Here is a 15137-nt window from a genome sequence, read left to right on the forward strand (position 1 = left end):
ATAGGAGCGCAAGCGCATCAGACGGTTTGACAAAACACCGACCCCAAGCGCCAGCGGTCGAGCAAGTGCCGCCCCGCGCGAGGGGCGAAGCTAACAAACCGAAGCCAATACAAGTTTCACAGGAGCGCAAGCGCATCAGACGGTTCGACAAAACCCCGAACCCAAGCGCCAGCGACCGAGCAAGTGCCGCCTCGCGAGAGGGACGAAGCCAACAGACCGATAACAAAACAGGTTTCATGAAGGCACAAGCGCATCAAACGGTGTAAAAATGAGCCGACGCTGGCAACGAAGCGTGAGCAAGAACAGCAAACGAGTAACCCGAGGAAAAGATGAAAAGAAAGATCGTCGTGTACAAGGCGCTGCCTGCCGATGTGCTCTCGTACCTGACCGAGCGTGCCGAGGTCGCAGAGGTGGATGGCAAGAACCGCGACGCGCTCGTCGCCGCATTGAAGGACGCGGACGGCGCGATCGGCGCGAGCATCCGAATCTCCCCCGACATGCTCGAAGGCGCGACCCGCCTGAAAGCACTCTCGACAATCTCGGTAGGCTTCGACAACTTCGACGTCGACGATCTCACGCGCCGCGGCATCGTGCTCACCCACACGCCGGACGTGCTGACCGAATCCACCGCCGACACCGTCTTCGCGCTGATCCTGGCAAGCGCCAGGCGCGTCGTCGAAATGGCCGAGTGGGTCAAGGCGGGCAACTGGAAGGCGAGCATCGGCGAGGCCTGCTTCGGCGTCGACGTGCAGGGCAAGACGCTCGGCATCGTCGGTCTGGGACGCATCGGCGGGGCGGTCGCGCGGCGCGCGGCGCTCGGCTTCCGGATGAACGTGCTCTACACGAACCGCCATCCGAATGCGCAGGCGGAGAACGAATTTGGCGCACGACGCGTCGAACTCGACGAGTTGCTCGCGAAGTCGGATTTCGTCTGCCTGCAGGTGCCGCTCACGCCCGAGACGCACGGCATGATCGGGGCAGCGCAACTCAAGACGATGAAAAGAAGCGCGATCCTGATCAACGCGTCGCGCGGACCGACCGTCGACGAAGCCGCGCTCATCGAGGCGCTGCGAAACGGCACGATTCTCGGCGCGGGCCTCGACGTGTTCGAGCAGGAGCCGCTCGCCGCGGACTCGCCGCTGCTCTCGATGAAGAACGTCGTGGCCCTGCCGCACATCGGATCGGCGACCCACGAGACGCGCCACGCGATGAGCCGCAACGCGGCGGAAAACCTGATCGGCGCGCTCGACGGAACGCTCGCCGGCAACATCGTGAATCCGCAGGCGGTGAAGCGCTGAGCGGCGCGGCCGCTCGACGGGCGCCGCGTGCGTTAAGATGCCGCTGCCCGGACTTTCTGGAAAGAGCGCGCCGTGGCGCGCTTTTTTGTCCCCGAAGCATGATGAAGGCACCATGTCCGAAGATCTCACGTCGATGAAACTGCACGCGTCTGCCCCCCGCCGCGCGACGATCACGGACGTCGCGCGCGAGGCGGGCACCGGCAAGACCAGCATTTCGCGCTATCTGAACGGCGAGCTGAGCGTGCTCTCGCCGGAATTGCGCGAGCGCATCGAAGCGGCGATCGTGAAGCTGGACTATCGTCCGAACCAGATGGCGCGCGGGCTCAAGCGCGGGCGCAACCGGCTCGTCGGCATGCTGATCGCCGACCTGACGAACCCGTATTCGGTCGAAGTGCTCCAGGGTGTCGAGGCGGCGTGCCATGCGCTCGGCTACATGCCGCTCATCTGCCACGCGGCGAACGAGATCGACATGGAGCGCCGCTATCTGCAACTGCTGACGACATACCGCGTCGAAGGCGTGATCGTGAACGCGCTCGGCGTGAAGGAAGAACTGCTGCAGACGTTCGCGCAGGGGGGCGTTCCGGTCGTGCTGGTCGACCGCTCGGTGGAGGGCCTCGTCACCGACATGGTCGGCCTCGACAATCCCGGCGCCGTCGCGCTCGCGACGCGCCATCTCGTCGAGCAGGGTTTCGACGACGTGCTGTTCATCGTGCAGCCGTTCACGCGCGTGAGTTCGCGCCGCGTGCGCGAAGCGGCGTTTCGTGACACGATCGCAGCCCTCGGCGCGCGCGGATCGACGGTCGTGCTCGAACTCGGCGATGCGGCCCCGGCGCTCGCCGCGATCGATGCGCATCTCGGCGCGGCGCAGGCGAGCGCACCGGCAATGGCACGGGAAGAAAGCCGCACGAAGCGCGTCGCGCTGTTCGCGGCCAACGGGCCGGTTGCGCTGCGCGTAGCGCTTCATCTGAAGGAGCGCTACGGCGCGGACTGGCAGCAGCGCGTCGCGCTGATGTCGATCGACGACTCGGAATGGGCCGAGCTCGCCGGCATGACGACGGTGCGTCAGCCGACCTACGACATCGGCCGGCGCGCGGTGCAGTTCCTGCACGAGCGGCTCGAAGGCGCGCGCATGCCGGCGCGCGAATGCCTGTTGCCGGGCGAACTCGTCGCGCGCGCGTCCACGCGGCGCGACACTTACAAGGGAAACTGAATGGTCAGCGTAACGACGCTCGCATGCCTCACGATCGCCACGCTTCTGGTCGCCGTGTTGCCGGTCGTGCTCTTCTGGAAGCTGAAGCCGCGCTTCGGGTTCGAGCGGCGCGAGGTGATCCTGGGCATCGCGGTGTTCGCGCTCTTTTCGATGGTGATCGAGCGCGGGCTGCACGGCTTCGTGCTGAGCAACGCGACGACGGCCGCCTGGCTCGCGAATCCCGCAGCGTTCGTCGCGTACGCCGCGCTGGCGGCAGGCGTCTGCGAGGAGGTGGGGCGCTATCTCGCGATGAAGTGGCTCGTTTCGCGGCACCCGCAGACGCTTGAGCGCCGTGGCACGGCGCTCGGCTACGGCATCGGTCACGGCGGGGCGGAGGCGTGGCTCGCGGGCGTGCTGGTCCAGGCGCAATGGATCGTGTACGCGGTGCTCGCGAACCGCAACGAACTCGACGAGCACTTCGCCAGCGTGCCGCTCGACGCGCTGATGCGTCTGCACCTGATTCTCGGCAGCCTGTCGCCGCAGTACGCGGCACTGTTTCTCGTGGAGCGCGTGGCGGCCTTCGTGTTCCAGATCGGGTTTTCGGTGCTGATGTGGCAGATGCTGCGCGAGCGCTTTCGCTACACGCTGCCGTTCATGATCGCGGCGCACGCGCTGATCGGCGTGCCGGCGGCGCTTTTCCAGGCGCGCCTCATTCCGCTCGTCGCCGCCGATGCGGTCTATCTCGTGTTCGGCCTGATCGTCGTGCGTGCGCTCGTGCGGTATTTCCGCAGCGGCGGCGGGCGCGGCGCGCCCACGACATCCATCTGAAAGCCACTGAAGCCCATGGACGACTACCAGTACGATTGCCCGAGCGCCGACATCGACATGCTCGCGCACGTCATCAGCGATCTCTTTCCCGAGCAGACGCAGTTTGCCGAGCGCATCGACGACGAGGGCAGGACTTCGCTCGTCATTCACTACATCGCGATGCGTTTCGGCTCGACCGCGCGCCGCATCTCGATCGAGGTGCGCTTCGATCCCGCGGCGCTTGCGCGCTACCGGGGAACGCCCGCGCGCATGCATGCGCGCAGCTACGCGGTGCTGCGCGCGTATGTGGAGGCGATGCTCGGGTCGCTCGAGGAAGCCTATGCGAACGGCGAGGCCGTGCCGCGTTCCGTCGAGATCGAAATGGGCGACGATTTCGCCTGAGAGCGGGCGTCGTCAGCCGGCGCGCCGGTAGACCTTCGCGAAGCGCGCGGCTTTCACGACGCCGTAATCGCCCGGCGCGTATTGCATCACCCAGTCGCCGGCCGCGCCGGTCAGCACGTCGCCGGCCGCTGAGCGGGCAATCGAGAAAGCATGCGGCATTTCCTTCGCGAGCACGATCACCGGGCGGTTGCGGTACGCACCCGGCTCGCCTTGGGCGACGCCCGGCTGCGGCAGATACTTCGCATCGAAGCGCTCGCGCGAGACGACCCAGCGCTCGCCGCCGGCGCCCGTGACGAGCGCGTCGCCGCGCTGGTAGCGATTCGGGCCTTCGAGACTCATCAGCTCGCCCGCGACGGCGGCGAACTCCACCGCGACGGTTTCGTCCTTGACGACCGCGAGCGCTTGCGGGTCACGGCTCAGATCGAGATTGGACAGTGCGGTCATGGCTGTGCGGGGCAGGTTGGAGGTTCGCGATGGTAACGGCAATTGCGCCATTCTGCACGCGGTACGGCGGTGTGGCTACACGGCGGCAACCAGCAGCGTGCGGTGATATGGGGCGTCACACGAAAAAACGCCCGCATCGGGCGATGCGGGCGTTGTTGGCTGCGCGCGGTCAGATCGGGCGAGTTACGGCTTCGTCGTCGATGCCGCATCGGGCGCCGCGGCGCGCGGATGATGGCGTCCGCCCTTGCGTCCCGTCGGCCGGTCGCTTTCGCGGAAGTTCGTGTCCGCAAGTTTCTTCTGCTCGGGCGTAAAGCTCGCGTAAAGCGGTTCGAAAGCCTCGACGAGACGCTTCGTGCCTTCCGCGTTGGCCTGGGTGATCTGCTCGTATTGCTGCATGTTCTGGAGCGCGGTCATCGTGTTGTACTGCGAGACGCGCTGGCGATACAGGTCGCCCATCGTGTGGGCGTTCTCGCGCATGACGGCGGCGAATTTCGACCACTGGTCTTCCTGCTGCGGCGTGATCTTCAGGTTCGAATGCAGTTCCGCGACGCGCTGTTCGACGCGCGCCTCGTGCCGGGTGGCAGCGGGCGCCGACGCGCCGGAAGCCGGCGCCGCGACCGGTGCGGAAGCCTGGGCAAAAGCTGCGCTCACAGCGAACGCCGCTGCGAATGCAACGAGTGTTTTCTTCATTCGGGACACCTTCGGTCGATTGGAAATTGGCGAGCCGTGCATGAGACGTGATGCCCTGAGCACGCCCGGCTACGCTTGAAACGCGATATTAGTATCACGATTGCGCGGCTTACACCGCGTAATGCCACAACTGCTTACAACCGATACGTCTGGGAAAAAATCGCGGTGGACACCTTGCTGAGCATGCAGGTTTTCGTGGAAGTGGTCGAAGCGGGCAGCCTGAGCGCGGCGGCGCAGCGCTTCGGCATCTCGGCGCCGATGGCGGGCAAGCATCTGCAGGCGCTGGAGGCGCGGCTCGGCGCGCGCCTCATCGTGCGCACGACGCGCCGCCAGAGCCTCACCGAAATCGGCCGCGAATATTACGAGCGCTGCCGGCGCATCCTCGCGGACGTGAACGACGCCGACGCACTCGCCGAAGCGATGAGCACGGCGCCGCGCGGACTGCTGCGCCTGTCGGTGCCGCTCACCTATGGGGTGCAGCTCGTCACGCCGGTGGTCACCGGGTTTCTGTCGGCGTATCCGGAAGTGAGCGTCGAGCTGGACCTGTCGAACCGCCTCGTGGATCTGGTGGAGGAACGGTTCGATGCCGCGGTGCGGATCGGGTCGCTTGCCACGCTGCCGGATTTGAGTTTCGTCGCGCGGCCGCTCAAGCCGTACGCGATGACCGCGTGCGCGGCGCCGTCGTACCTCGCGCGGGCGGGCACGCCGCTCACGCCCGCCGACCTCGCGGGCCACGAGTGCCTCGGCTTCATGCACGGCGGCCGGGAGGCGCTCTGGCGGCTCGAAGGCGACGCGCCGGGCGCGCAGGACGACCGGGAGCAGTCGGCGCGCTTTCGCGCGAACAACGGGCAGGCGCTGAAGAAGGCGGCGCTCGCGGGTTTCGGGCTCGTGCTGCAGCCGCACGCGCTCGTCGCCGAGGAGCTTGCGAGCGGCGCGCTCGTGGCGGTGCTCGACGCGTTCCTGCCGGAGCCTTCGCCTGCGCATCTGATCTACCCGCGCGACCGGCGCGCGACGCCCAAGCTCACCACGTTCGTGGATTTCATGGTCCGGCGGCTGGGGGTCTGACGTTTCCATCGAACCCGCGTTGCCCGAGGCAAGCCCTGCGCGATAATCGCGGCATCGAAAACAACAACAGGACGACGCCCGCATGAGACCGCCGCGCCTCGATCAACTCGACGACATCGACCGCAACCTCGTCGCGCTGCTGCAAATGAACGCGCGAGAGAGCGTGGCGAACCTCGCGCGCCAGCTCGGCGTCGCGCGCACGACCGTCATCGCCCGCATCGCGCGGCTCGAAAAGAACAACGTGATCGCGGGCTACGGCGTGCGGCTCGGGCAGGACGTGCTCGACGCGAGCATCCAGGCCTATGTCGGCATCAAGCTCGCGCCGAAATACGGCCGCGACCTGCAAAAGCGCTTCGCGAAGATGCCGGAGATCCAGCTGCTCTGCGCGGTGAGCGGCGAGTTCGACTATGTCGCGTGGCTGCGCGCCGATTCGCCCGACAGGCTGAACGACCTGCTCGACGAAATCGGCGCGCTGGAAGGCGTCGATCGCACGACCACGTCGATCATCCTCGCGCGCAAGATCGACCGCGGCGGCTAGCATTTCGACGTTTTGCAGCCTTTGCTCGTCTAAACGACGAAATTCGTCGTCGATACGCATCATTTTGTGTCTAGGATCAATATTCGCGCGCTCCTAAACTTGAGGCATGAAGGTATGACGCCCTGACTGCACAACAAGGAGATGAACATGAAAGTTGCCCTCGTCGGCGCCGGACTCATCGGTCAAAGCATTGCCCACCTGCTGCGTGAAACGGGGGATTTCGAGGTGGTCGCGTTCGATCGCGACGACCTCGCGCTCGCGCTCATCGACGCGCAGGGCATCGAGACACGCCGCGTCGATTCCGCCGACACCACGGCGCTTCGCAACGCGCTGCAGGGTTTCGACGCCCTCGTCAACGCGCTGCCGTACTACCTCGCGATCAATGTCGCGGCGGCGGCGAAGGCGGCCGGCGTCCACTATTTCGACCTGACCGAGGACGTGCGCGCGACCCACGCGATCCGCGCGATCGCCGACGATTCCGCGCAGGCGTTCATGCCGCAGTGCGGCCTCGCGCCGGGCTTCATCGGCATCGTCGCGCACGACCTGGCGAAGCGTCTCGACGACGTGCGCGAAGTGAAGATGCGTGTCGGCGCCCTGCCGGAATTTCCCACCAATGCGCTGAAATACAACCTGACGTGGAGCATCGACGGCCTCATCAACGAGTATTGCCAGCCGTGCGAGGCGATCCGCGAGGGCCGCACGCAGTGGGTCCAGCCGCTCGAAGGCGTCGAGCACTTCTCGCTCGACGGCACCGAGTACGAGGCGTTCAACACGTCGGGCGGGCTCGGCACGCTGTGCGAGACGCTCGCGGGCAAGGTCGAGACACTCGACTACAAGTCGGTGCGCTATCCCGGCCATCGCGACCTGATGAAATTCCTGCTCGACGACCTGCGCATGTCGACCGATCGCGACGGCCTGAAGGCGATGCTGAAGCGCGCGGTGCCGTCGACGGCGCAGGACGTCGTGCTGATCTTCGTCACCGTAACGGGCATGCGCCGCGGCCAGCTCGTGCAGGACGTGTTCACGCGCAAGATCTTCGCGAAGGAGGTGTGCGGCGTGCCGATGAGCGCGATCCAGATCACCACCGCCGGCGCGGTATGCGCGGAACTCGACCTGTTCCGTGAAGGCGTGCTGCCGCAAAGCGGATTCATCCGGCAGGAGCAGGTGCCGCTCGATGCGTTCCTGGCAAACCGCTTCGGGCGTCTGTATGAGGGTGAGAGCGTGCTGAAGTCGACGCGGCGGCTTGCCGCGGCCTGATGAGTCCGGGGCGAGAGACCCCGAACCTTCCTGAGAGACGAAAAAGGCGCCGCGGCGCCTTTTTCGTTTTTTCGTTGGCCCGCTAGAGGATGCGGCCGATCAATTCGTCATACGCACCGGGCGGCGGCGCCGAGTTGTCGAACATCAGCAGCTCGCGGCTCGCGTCGCCGCCGGGCACGAAACGGCGCTGGCGGTATTCGTCCCAGTGGGCGAGCTTGTACGCATCGACCGGATCGGCGCGCGCCATGATGCGCGCGTGCGCGACATCCTCCGGCACATGCACCCACACGACGCGGATCGTCACGTCGCGACCGATGCCGAGCCATCCGTGGTCGAAGAGCCGTCCTTCGCGGACCTCGCGCGAAAGCGGGGCGACTACGACCACGCTCACGCCGAGCCCGAGGTTCTCGCGGGCCGTGTCGATGAGCGAGCCGTACTCCGGGTCGCGCAGGTGCTGCAGGAAGAGCGGGCTGTCGCGGTCGTTCGGATCGCCCGTCAGCGCGCCCACCGCGGCGGCGCTGTAGCGGCCGTAGAGCGTGTCCTTGTCGAGCAGGCAGAAAGGCTTGCCGCTCGCGCGCATCAGCGGCGCGAACAGGCGCTTCGCGAGCGTGGTCTTGCCGGTGCCCGCGTGGCCGCAGAAGAAGACCAGATGCGTCATGCGTTGTCGTCTCTCGTGATCCCGCGTCGTCCCTCGAGTTGCGCCGCTTCGGCGAAAGCCGGTGTTGCGATGGATGCGCCCTGTCTCCAGGCGCGCGGCGAGCCATCGACCGGAGCCCCCGATCTTGCAGGCAGGCCGCGATCCGCGCAAGCGGTCCGGGCGTGCGTCACCGTCCGCCGCCGTACCATTTCATCAGCGGCGTCGAGGTGATGCCGTGCACGATCACCGACGCCGCGATCACCGCGATCACGAGCGGGACCAGCGGCGCCGCGGCGCTCTTCGGCGCGTGCTCGAGCGCGTACATCAGGTAATAGAACGAGCCGACGCCACGAATGCCGAACCAGCTCATCAGCCGGCGCTGCGAGGCGCTCGCCATCGAGCCTGCCAGCGAAGCCTCGACCGCCACGGGCCGCACGAGCACGAAGAGCGCGGCGATCAGCGCCCCGGCCTGCCACGTGAACAGGTCCCGCCAGATGGAGCCGAGTACGGCGCCCACGATCAGCATGATGGCGACCTCGGCGATGCGCTCCAGTTCGATCGTGAAGCCGAGCACGCGCTCGGCCATGAACGCATGGGCGCGCTCGGGGTCCGACGCGGTCGCGCCGACGTCCTCCGAATCGATCGTGCCGACCGCCTCGCGCGGCGACTTGGCGCCGCTCGCCTTTTGCTCGACGCGGCGCATCGCGAGCCCGGCCGCGAACACCGCGAGAAACGCGTACGTGTGGATCAGCTCGGCCACGCCGTACGACAGCGCGATCAGTCCGAGCGCGTAGAAACCCTCGGGGCCGAGCGCCTGGCCGTGGCGCGTGCGCAGGAAGGCGACGAGGCGCACCGAGAGGTCCCCGAGGAGCCACCCGCTCGCGAGCGCGCCGGCGACACCCCACAGCGCCTCGCCCGCGAACGCCCACGAGTGCGCGTGCCCGGGCGACGCCTCGTAGTTGCACACCGCGATGCCGAGCAGCGCGAACGGCAGCGCGATGCCGTCGTTCAGGCCGCCTTCGCCCGTCAGCGAGAAGCGCAGCAGGTCGACGTCGCCGGGGCTTTCGACCTGCACGTCGTGGGCGAGCACGGGGTCGGTCGGCGCGAGCATCGCCGCGACGAGCAGCGACGGACCCCACGCGAAGCCGAGCACGTAGACGCAGACGAGCGTCATCGCGGCGACGGTGAGCACCATCGCGAAGAAGCCGAGGCGGATCGGCAGCAGCCAGATGCGGTCGGTCGGCGGCACGCGCAGGCGCAGGCCGATCGCGAAGAGCGACACGAGCATCGCGACTTCGGTAATGCGGCGCAGCACGGTGGCGTCGGCCGCGAGATCGAGGGAGAGCAGCCCGGCGCCCGCCGGGCCGAGCGCGATGCCGATCGCGAGGTAGCACATCGCGGTGCTGATCGGCAGGTGCTTGAACGTCGAACTGGCAAGTCCCATCAAGATGAGTACACCGCCAACGACGAGATACCACATCGTTTCGGTCAATGGAAACCTGTCTGCTTGGGAAGATGGCCGGCGCTGGCTCGAAAGGGGCCGGAAGGTCAAACGAGGGTAGCACGAGGCATGCCCGTCGACGGCCGCAGACGGGAAAAGAGGCAAGGCGCCCCTGGCGGGCGCGCTGAGTTGTGCGGGGAGGACGGGCCGGGAGGATGGCCGCAACGAAGCAGGCGGGATCAGCGCCGGTGTCCTCGCCTGTCGTCGATCCACATGCGCGCCCAGCGCGCCGCATAGGCGATGGCGTGCTCGGCGTCGAAGAAGTAGTCGAGCGCGTCGAAGGCGTACGCGCGCCTCACGGGAGTCGCCTTTTCCCTGATGGTCAGATTGGCCGCATAGAGGCCGCTCGGAAGCGCCTGTGCCGCCGGCGCCACTTCATAACCCTTGTAATGCATGCCCGGTTCACCTCCGTTGACTGTGTGAATGAGCTTATCGGCAGGCAGGCGCCGCGTGAAACAAGGCTTTCGCACAAGCTAATGAGCGCCGATGCGCGATCCTTATCGGCGGACCGGCTGCTCACCGGCGGCCTGGCGGTCACGCTGCGTCACAGCATCCGCCGCAGCGTCGCGTCGCGGAACACGACGTGATGCCCGATCGCGGCGAGCGCGTGCAGCCCGATCACGAAGTAAAAGAAATTGCCGACGAGCACGTGCGCCCGGTGGATCACCGTGCGCGCGAGCGGATCGGCGCCGACGAGCGTGACGGGCACGCCCACGCCCGGCAGCACGAGCGGATGCCCGCCGGTGTTGAGCATCAGGATGCCGAGGAGCGGCTGCGCGACGATGAACACATAGAGCGCGACGTGCACGAGGCGCGCGAGGAACGTCGCGACGCGCGCCGCCGCGATTTCGGGCGGCGCCCCGCGCCACAGGCGCCACAGAATCCTCAGCACGGCAAGCGCCAGCACGAGCGACCCGCACCAGAGATGCACGCCCGTCCAGAACACACGGCTTTCGCTGCCCTTGGGGCCGCGCATTTCGATCGCCAGGTAGCCGAGGGCGATCACGAGCGCCATCGCCCAGTGAAGCAGGACGGCGGGTCGGGAATAACGGCCGGTGTCGGAGGTGGTGGTTGCCTGCACTCGCTGCTCCTGGTGGGGGCGTTTCTCACGGGGTCGAATCGTCCCGGCGGCGGGAAAGTGCGCTCCGCGCGGGCGTTCCGGTCATCGAAGTGGAACGGGCAAAGCGGGCCGTTTATTCCGGCGGCATGAAAAAAGCCGGTGCGCGCAAGCCGCGGCGAGCGCGCGTAAGATGGCGAAACCGCAGGACGGCAGGCATTCAGGCTTGACCGACGGCAATTGCAGCGCGACAGGTTGCAGGACGACTTCTCCACCGGAATTCCTACGCGGGAGGTTTCGATGTCACAGCATTTCGACGCGGTCGTGATCGGCACGGGACAAGGCGGATCGCCGCTCGCGGTGCGCCTCGCGCAAAGCGGGCGGCGCACCGCCGTCATCGAGCGGCATCTGTTCGGCGGCACGTGCGTGAACGTCGGCTGCACGCCGACCAAGACCTATGTGGCAAGCGCCCGGGCGGCGCATGTGGTGCGGCACGCGGCGGACTACGGCGTGATCGTGGGCGGGGAAATGCGGGTCGACATGGCGCGCGTGAAGGCGCGCAAGGACGAAGTGAGCGGCGCCTCGCGCACCGGCATCGAAGCGTGGCTGCGCGGCACGCCGAACGTCACCGTCTTCAAGGGGCACGGCCGTTTCACCGGCGCGCATTCGATCCGCGTGCAGGGCCACGACGGCAGCGTGAACGACTTCGACGCCGACGAGATCTTCATCAACACCGGCACGCGCCCGGCGGTGCCGGACATCGAAGGCATCGGCGCAATTTCCTATCTGACCAATTCGACCCTGCTCGAGCTGGCCGAGCTGCCGGAGCATCTCGTGATCGTCGGCGCGAGCTATATCGCGCTCGAATTCGCGCAGATGTTCCGCCGCTTCGGCAGCCGGGTGACGGTGCTCGTGCGCGGCAAGCGCGTGCTCGCGCGCGAGGACGCCGATTTCGCGGAGGGCATCCAGACGGTGCTCGCGCGCGAGGGCGTCGAGTTCCGCTTCGGCGGCGAGCCGACGCGTGTCGAGCCGCTCGCGTCGCAGGCGGCCAGCGGCGTGCGCATCCATTTGAAGGAGGACTCGCTCGACGCGTCGCATCTGCTCTTTGCCACCGGCCGCACGCCGAACACCGACGACCTCGGGCTCGACGCGGCGGGCATCGCGCTGAACCGGCACGGGCTGATCGACGTGGACGGCGAGCTGCGCACCGCGGTGGAGGGCGTCTGGGCGCTCGGCGACGTGAACGGGCGAGGCGCCTTCACGCATACGTCGTACAACGACTTCGAGATCATCGCGGCGAACCTGCTCGACGGCGAGGCGCGCAGCGTCGACACGCGGATCATGGCGTACGCCGTGTTCGTCGATCCGCCGTACGCGCGGGTCGGCATGAGCGAGACGGAAGTGCGCGCGGGCGGCCGCGAGGCGCTGATCGCGACGATGCCGATGTCGCGGGTCGGCCGGGCGCGCGAGCGCGGCGAGACGGACGGCTTCATGAAAGCGCTCGTCGATGCGAAGACGAAGCAGATTCTCGGCGCGGCGATCCTCGGCATTGAAGGCGACGAGGCGATCCACACCTTCGTCGACATCATGAACGCCGGCGCGCCGTACACCACGCTGCAGCACGCGATGCACATCCATCCGACCGTGAGTGAACTGATTCCCACGCTGCTCGGCATGCTGCGGCCGCTCAAGTAGCGCGCACGCGGGCGTCCTACACCTCGACGGCGGGCTCCGCCTCCTTCTTCGGCGCGGCTTCGCGCGTCTCCGGCATCGCGAGCCACACCAGCGCGACCGCGAGCGCGCCCGCGCCCGCGAGCCCGAAGAAGCTCATCGCCGTGCCGAAGCGGTCGGCGGCGAAGCCTGCGGCCGCCGTGCTGAGCGTGGCGCCGATGCCCGCCGCGAGCCCGAAGAAGCCGATCGTCAGGTTGTAGTGGCCCTTGCCGCCCGCCACGTCGGCGGCGATGAGCGGCAGCATCACGCCGAACACCGCCGCGCTGATGCCGTCGAGCATCTGCACCGGCACGAGCAGGTACGGGCTGCTCACGCCAGCGAAGAGCAGGGCGCGCACCGGCAGCGCGCAAAAGCCGAGGATCAGCACCGGCCGCCGCCCCCAGCGCTGCGCCTGCCGCCCGACCCACGGCGAGAGCGCCGCGACGATGAACTGCGGCACGATGATGCACGCCGCGATCACGAGTTGAACGTTGTCGCCCATGTGCGCAGTCACTTCGCCCGCGGCGAGATTGAGCATCGCCGCGTTCGACAGGTGGAACAGCACCACGCAGCCCGCGAAGATCAGAAGCCGCCTGTCCTGGAGCAGCTCGCGCAGCGTTTCGCGTTCCTCGCCTTCGGGCGTGAGCCGCTTTTGTGCCTTCGCCGCCTCCCGCGAAGCCTTCGCGTCCTTGCCCCAGAACTTTCTGCGCGGCGGGGCGGGCGGCATCTCGTGATGGATCATGGAGAGCGCGACGAGCGCCGGCAGCGCGAGCGCGGCGGTGAGGAAGAACACCGAGCGCAGCGAGAAATACTCGCCGAACACGCCCATCAGCGCGGCCGTGAGGGCGCTGCCGATCGACGCCCAGCGCGCGTTGCGCCCGAGCCGGTCGCCGAGATCGGCGCGCGAGACGAGCGCGTACGAAATCGCCGCCATGGCGGGCACGAGCATGCAGCTCGCGAAGCCGTGCAGCACTTCGGCCGCGAACACGGGCACGAACGTCGGGCTTGCCGCGAGAAAGAGCGCGCTCGCGATGATCGCGACGATCGCGGACGCGGCGGCGAACTTCTTGTTGCGCATCGCATCGACGAGCGCACCCGCCGGCAGCTGGCTCGCCATCGCGCTGATCGTGCCGACGGAGAGCATCAGGCCGATTTCGCCCTGCGTCCACTTGTTGGCCGCGAGGTACGAGGCGATGAAGGGGCCGAAGCCGGTCTGCACGTTGGCGACGAAAAAGTTCAGCCAGTCGAGCGCGCGAAGACTTCGTGCAATTACCATTGTTCTGGATCGATATCGTTGTCGTTATCTGGAAGGGCGCGCGCCTGAAGCCGCGCTGCCCGATGCCACCGGGCCGGCCGCGACGGCACCGGACGAGACGGCGGCAGGCGATGCGGCGGCGGCAGGCGCGGGCGCGGGGACGACAGGAGAAACGATCTTGATGGGTTGATCGGACCCGTACGTGGGTGAAGCCTTGAGCTGGGCGTCGGTGAAATCCATTTGCAGCGTCGGTGTCTTGTTCCTCGATACGATGTGCAGGTCCGCCCAGTTCGCCGCCACGTGGCGCTTGTCGCCGGCGAGCGAGCTGCTCAGGTCCACGACGAGCGCCTGCGGCTGCGCCTGCGAGTCGATCAGCACGTCCACCACGCGGCCGATGCGCGCGCCGCTCGGCTGCACGACCGTCGAGTCGACGAGCTGCGTGAGATTCGGCGGCAGGTCCTTCACCGGCTGCGGCTTGGGCGCGGGGTCCGCGGGCCGCGACTTGCCGGCCGCGGGCTGCGGCAGGTTGAGCGTGATCGGGGCGGTTTTCGACGCGGGGCTGAAGCGAAACGCCGTCCACGGGAAGATGACCTTGCGGTCGCCCACGCCGAGAAACCCCGACAGGTTGACCAGCATCATCTTCGGCTTGGCCGCGGTATCGACATACACATCCACTGCCCGCCCGATCACCTTGCCGTCCGGGCGCTGCACTTCGCTGTCGAGCAGGCCGTGCAGCTGATCGTGCTGGAGGATGCGGGTGGAGATGATCTGCGGCGGCGGAGGAGGCGGCGGCTCCTCGGGCGGCGGCGTGACCACGGGCTCGCGCGGCTTCGGCTTGACGATGCGGCGCTTGGGCTTCTGCGGGCGCGGCGCCTTGACCTCGGAGGCCGGCTCGACGGCGACCACCGCCGACGACGGCTCTTCGGCATCGGCGGATTCCGCTTCGCTCGGCGACGGCACGAACGAGTGCTCGACGATCGGCGCCGGGGTCTGCTGCGGGATCAGGCTGCACGCGGAAAGCGCCGCCATGACCGCGAGCGGCGCGACAGAGCGCGCGAGAAACCGGAGCCGGCATCGCACGGGAAGGCTGCTCGCGAGAATGGCCAGAAGCGAGGCCAGAAGCGCAGCCAGACGCGCGGCCCAGAGCGCGGCCAGACGCATGGCCCGGAGCGTGGCCATGAGCGTGGCCAGAAGCGCGAGGGGTAACGAACCTCGGGGTGGGAGACCTCGACGCGGGACACCGCCATTCATCACAAAAGCTCCATGTTTCCAGGCCACCTGCTTGGG

Annotated in this window: 16 protein-coding genes; 8 read left to right on the plus strand and 8 right to left on the minus strand. The window is 67.7% G+C overall.

What is annotated here, in order from left to right:
- The first annotated feature begins 329 nt into the window (after positions 1-329).
- The 4 genes from BG61_RS06175 (at position 330) to BG61_RS06190 (ending at position 3696) form a co-directional block, all read left to right on the plus strand.
- Positions 330-1298 carry a 2-hydroxyacid dehydrogenase gene (locus BG61_RS06175; protein WP_035930311.1) on the plus strand — a complete coding sequence of 323 codons (969 nt, stop codon included), beginning with the start codon at positions 330-332 and terminating at the stop codon, positions 1296-1298.
- Between the two features lie 112 nt (positions 1299-1410).
- A complete protein-coding gene (locus BG61_RS06180) occupies positions 1411-2508 on the plus strand; it encodes a LacI family DNA-binding transcriptional regulator (protein ID WP_232256094.1) in 1098 nt (365 codons plus the stop codon).
- Complete coding sequence (locus BG61_RS06185) at positions 2509-3315, plus strand: YhfC family intramembrane metalloprotease (RefSeq protein ID WP_051672314.1); 807 nt, start codon at positions 2509-2511, stop codon at positions 3313-3315. It begins immediately after the preceding gene.
- A gap of 15 nt (positions 3316-3330) precedes the next feature.
- Entirely contained in the window at positions 3331-3696 is a 366-nt protein-coding gene (locus tag BG61_RS06190) for a DUF3022 domain-containing protein (protein WP_035930309.1), read from the plus strand.
- Between the two features lie 12 nt (positions 3697-3708).
- Here the strand turns inward: BG61_RS06190 and BG61_RS06195 are convergent, their stop codons facing one another.
- Positions 3709-4140 carry a PGDYG domain-containing protein gene (locus tag BG61_RS06195; protein WP_035930306.1) on the minus strand — a complete coding sequence of 144 codons (432 nt, stop codon included), beginning with the start codon at positions 4138-4140 and terminating at the stop codon, positions 3709-3711.
- Positions 4141-4323: 183 nt separating this feature from the next.
- Positions 4324-4830, minus strand: a complete 507-nt coding sequence (locus tag BG61_RS06200) for a Spy/CpxP family protein refolding chaperone (RefSeq protein ID WP_035930303.1) — start codon at positions 4828-4830, stop codon at positions 4324-4326.
- Positions 4831-4995: 165 nt separating this feature from the next.
- Between BG61_RS06200 and BG61_RS06205 the strand changes: the two genes are divergently transcribed.
- The 3 genes from BG61_RS06205 to BG61_RS06215 all read left to right on the plus strand — a co-directional run bounded on the left by BG61_RS06205 (position 4996) and on the right by BG61_RS06215 (position 7690).
- Positions 4996-5895, plus strand: a complete 900-nt coding sequence (locus BG61_RS06205) for a LysR family transcriptional regulator (RefSeq protein ID WP_035930300.1) — start codon at positions 4996-4998, stop codon at positions 5893-5895.
- Positions 5896-5977: 82 nt separating this feature from the next.
- On the plus strand, positions 5978-6433 hold the full coding sequence (locus tag BG61_RS06210) for an Lrp/AsnC family transcriptional regulator (RefSeq protein WP_035930297.1): 456 nt from the start codon (positions 5978-5980) through the stop codon (positions 6431-6433).
- A 147-nt stretch (positions 6434-6580) separates the two neighbouring features.
- Complete coding sequence (locus tag BG61_RS06215; RefSeq protein WP_035930654.1) at positions 6581-7690, plus strand: saccharopine dehydrogenase family protein; 1110 nt, start codon at positions 6581-6583, stop codon at positions 7688-7690.
- Between the two features lie 82 nt (positions 7691-7772).
- Here BG61_RS06215 and BG61_RS06220 read toward each other — a convergent pair whose 3' ends face one another.
- The 4 genes from BG61_RS06220 to BG61_RS06235 form a co-directional block, all read right to left on the minus strand.
- Positions 7773-8348, minus strand: coding sequence for a P-loop nucleotide/nucleoside kinase family protein (locus BG61_RS06220; protein ID WP_035930295.1), 576 nt, complete (start codon positions 8346-8348; stop codon positions 7773-7775).
- A gap of 166 nt (positions 8349-8514) precedes the next feature.
- Complete coding sequence (locus BG61_RS06225; protein WP_035930290.1) at positions 8515-9819, minus strand: cation:proton antiporter; 1305 nt, start codon at positions 9817-9819, stop codon at positions 8515-8517.
- 188 nt (positions 9820-10007) lie between these two features.
- A complete protein-coding gene (locus tag BG61_RS06230; protein ID WP_035930288.1) occupies positions 10008-10223 on the minus strand; it encodes a hypothetical protein in 216 nt (71 codons plus the stop codon).
- A 149-nt stretch (positions 10224-10372) separates the two neighbouring features.
- Complete coding sequence (locus BG61_RS06235) at positions 10373-10909, minus strand: cytochrome b (RefSeq protein WP_035930285.1); 537 nt, start codon at positions 10907-10909, stop codon at positions 10373-10375.
- Positions 10910-11185: 276 nt separating this feature from the next.
- Here BG61_RS06235 and BG61_RS06240 point away from each other — a divergent pair, with 276 nt between their 5' ends.
- Positions 11186-12580, plus strand: coding sequence for an FAD-containing oxidoreductase (locus tag BG61_RS06240; RefSeq protein ID WP_035930284.1), 1395 nt, complete (start codon positions 11186-11188; stop codon positions 12578-12580).
- Positions 12581-12596: 16 nt separating this feature from the next.
- Here the strand turns inward: BG61_RS06240 and BG61_RS06245 are convergent, their stop codons facing one another.
- Both BG61_RS06245 and BG61_RS06250 read right to left on the minus strand, forming a co-directional pair.
- Positions 12597-13871 (minus strand): MFS transporter, encoded by a 1275-nt coding sequence (locus tag BG61_RS06245; protein WP_035930280.1) that lies wholly within the window; start codon positions 13869-13871, stop codon positions 12597-12599.
- Positions 13872-13895: 24 nt separating this feature from the next.
- Positions 13896-15029: a PRC-barrel domain-containing protein gene (locus BG61_RS06250; RefSeq protein ID WP_129572118.1), complete on the minus strand. Its 1134-nt coding sequence runs from the start codon at positions 15027-15029 to the stop codon at positions 13896-13898.
- Between the last annotated feature and the right edge of the window lie 108 nt (positions 15030-15137).

The sequence above is a fragment of the Caballeronia glathei genome, from assembly GCF_000698595.1.
In the GTDB taxonomy this organism is placed as follows: Bacteria; Pseudomonadota; Gammaproteobacteria; order Burkholderiales; family Burkholderiaceae; genus Caballeronia; species Caballeronia glathei.

Bases quoted from the DNA above. Each gene is read 5' to 3' on its own strand.
- BG61_RS06175 (WP_035930311.1), top strand. From the start codon at position 330: ATGAAAAGAAAGATCGTCGTGTACAAGGCGCTGCCTGCCGATGTGCTC.
- BG61_RS06180 (WP_232256094.1), top strand. From the start codon at position 1,411: ATGTCCGAAGATCTCACGTCGATGAAACTGCACGCGTCTGCCCCCCGC.
- BG61_RS06185 (WP_051672314.1), top strand. From the start codon at position 2,509: ATGGTCAGCGTAACGACGCTCGCATGCCTCACGATCGCCACGCTTCTG.
- BG61_RS06190 (WP_035930309.1), top strand. From the start codon at position 3,331: ATGGACGACTACCAGTACGATTGCCCGAGCGCCGACATCGACATGCTC.
- BG61_RS06195 (WP_035930306.1), bottom strand. From the start codon at position 4,140: ATGACCGCACTGTCCAATCTCGATCTGAGCCGTGACCCGCAAGCGCTC.
- BG61_RS06200 (WP_035930303.1), bottom strand. From the start codon at position 4,830: ATGAAGAAAACACTCGTTGCATTCGCAGCGGCGTTCGCTGTGAGCGCA.
- BG61_RS06210 (WP_035930297.1), top strand. From the start codon at position 5,978: ATGAGACCGCCGCGCCTCGATCAACTCGACGACATCGACCGCAACCTC.
- BG61_RS06215 (WP_035930654.1), top strand. From the start codon at position 6,581: ATGAAAGTTGCCCTCGTCGGCGCCGGACTCATCGGTCAAAGCATTGCC.
- BG61_RS06220 (WP_035930295.1), bottom strand. From the start codon at position 8,348: ATGACGCATCTGGTCTTCTTCTGCGGCCACGCGGGCACCGGCAAGACC.
- BG61_RS06230 (WP_035930288.1), bottom strand. From the start codon at position 10,223: ATGCATTACAAGGGTTATGAAGTGGCGCCGGCGGCACAGGCGCTTCCG.
- BG61_RS06240 (WP_035930284.1), top strand. From the start codon at position 11,186: ATGTCACAGCATTTCGACGCGGTCGTGATCGGCACGGGACAAGGCGGA.
- BG61_RS06245 (WP_035930280.1), bottom strand. From the start codon at position 13,871: ATGGTAATTGCACGAAGTCTTCGCGCGCTCGACTGGCTGAACTTTTTC.
- BG61_RS06250 (WP_129572118.1), bottom strand. From the start codon at position 15,029: ATGGCCACGCTCCGGGCCATGCGTCTGGCCGCGCTCTGGGCCGCGCGT.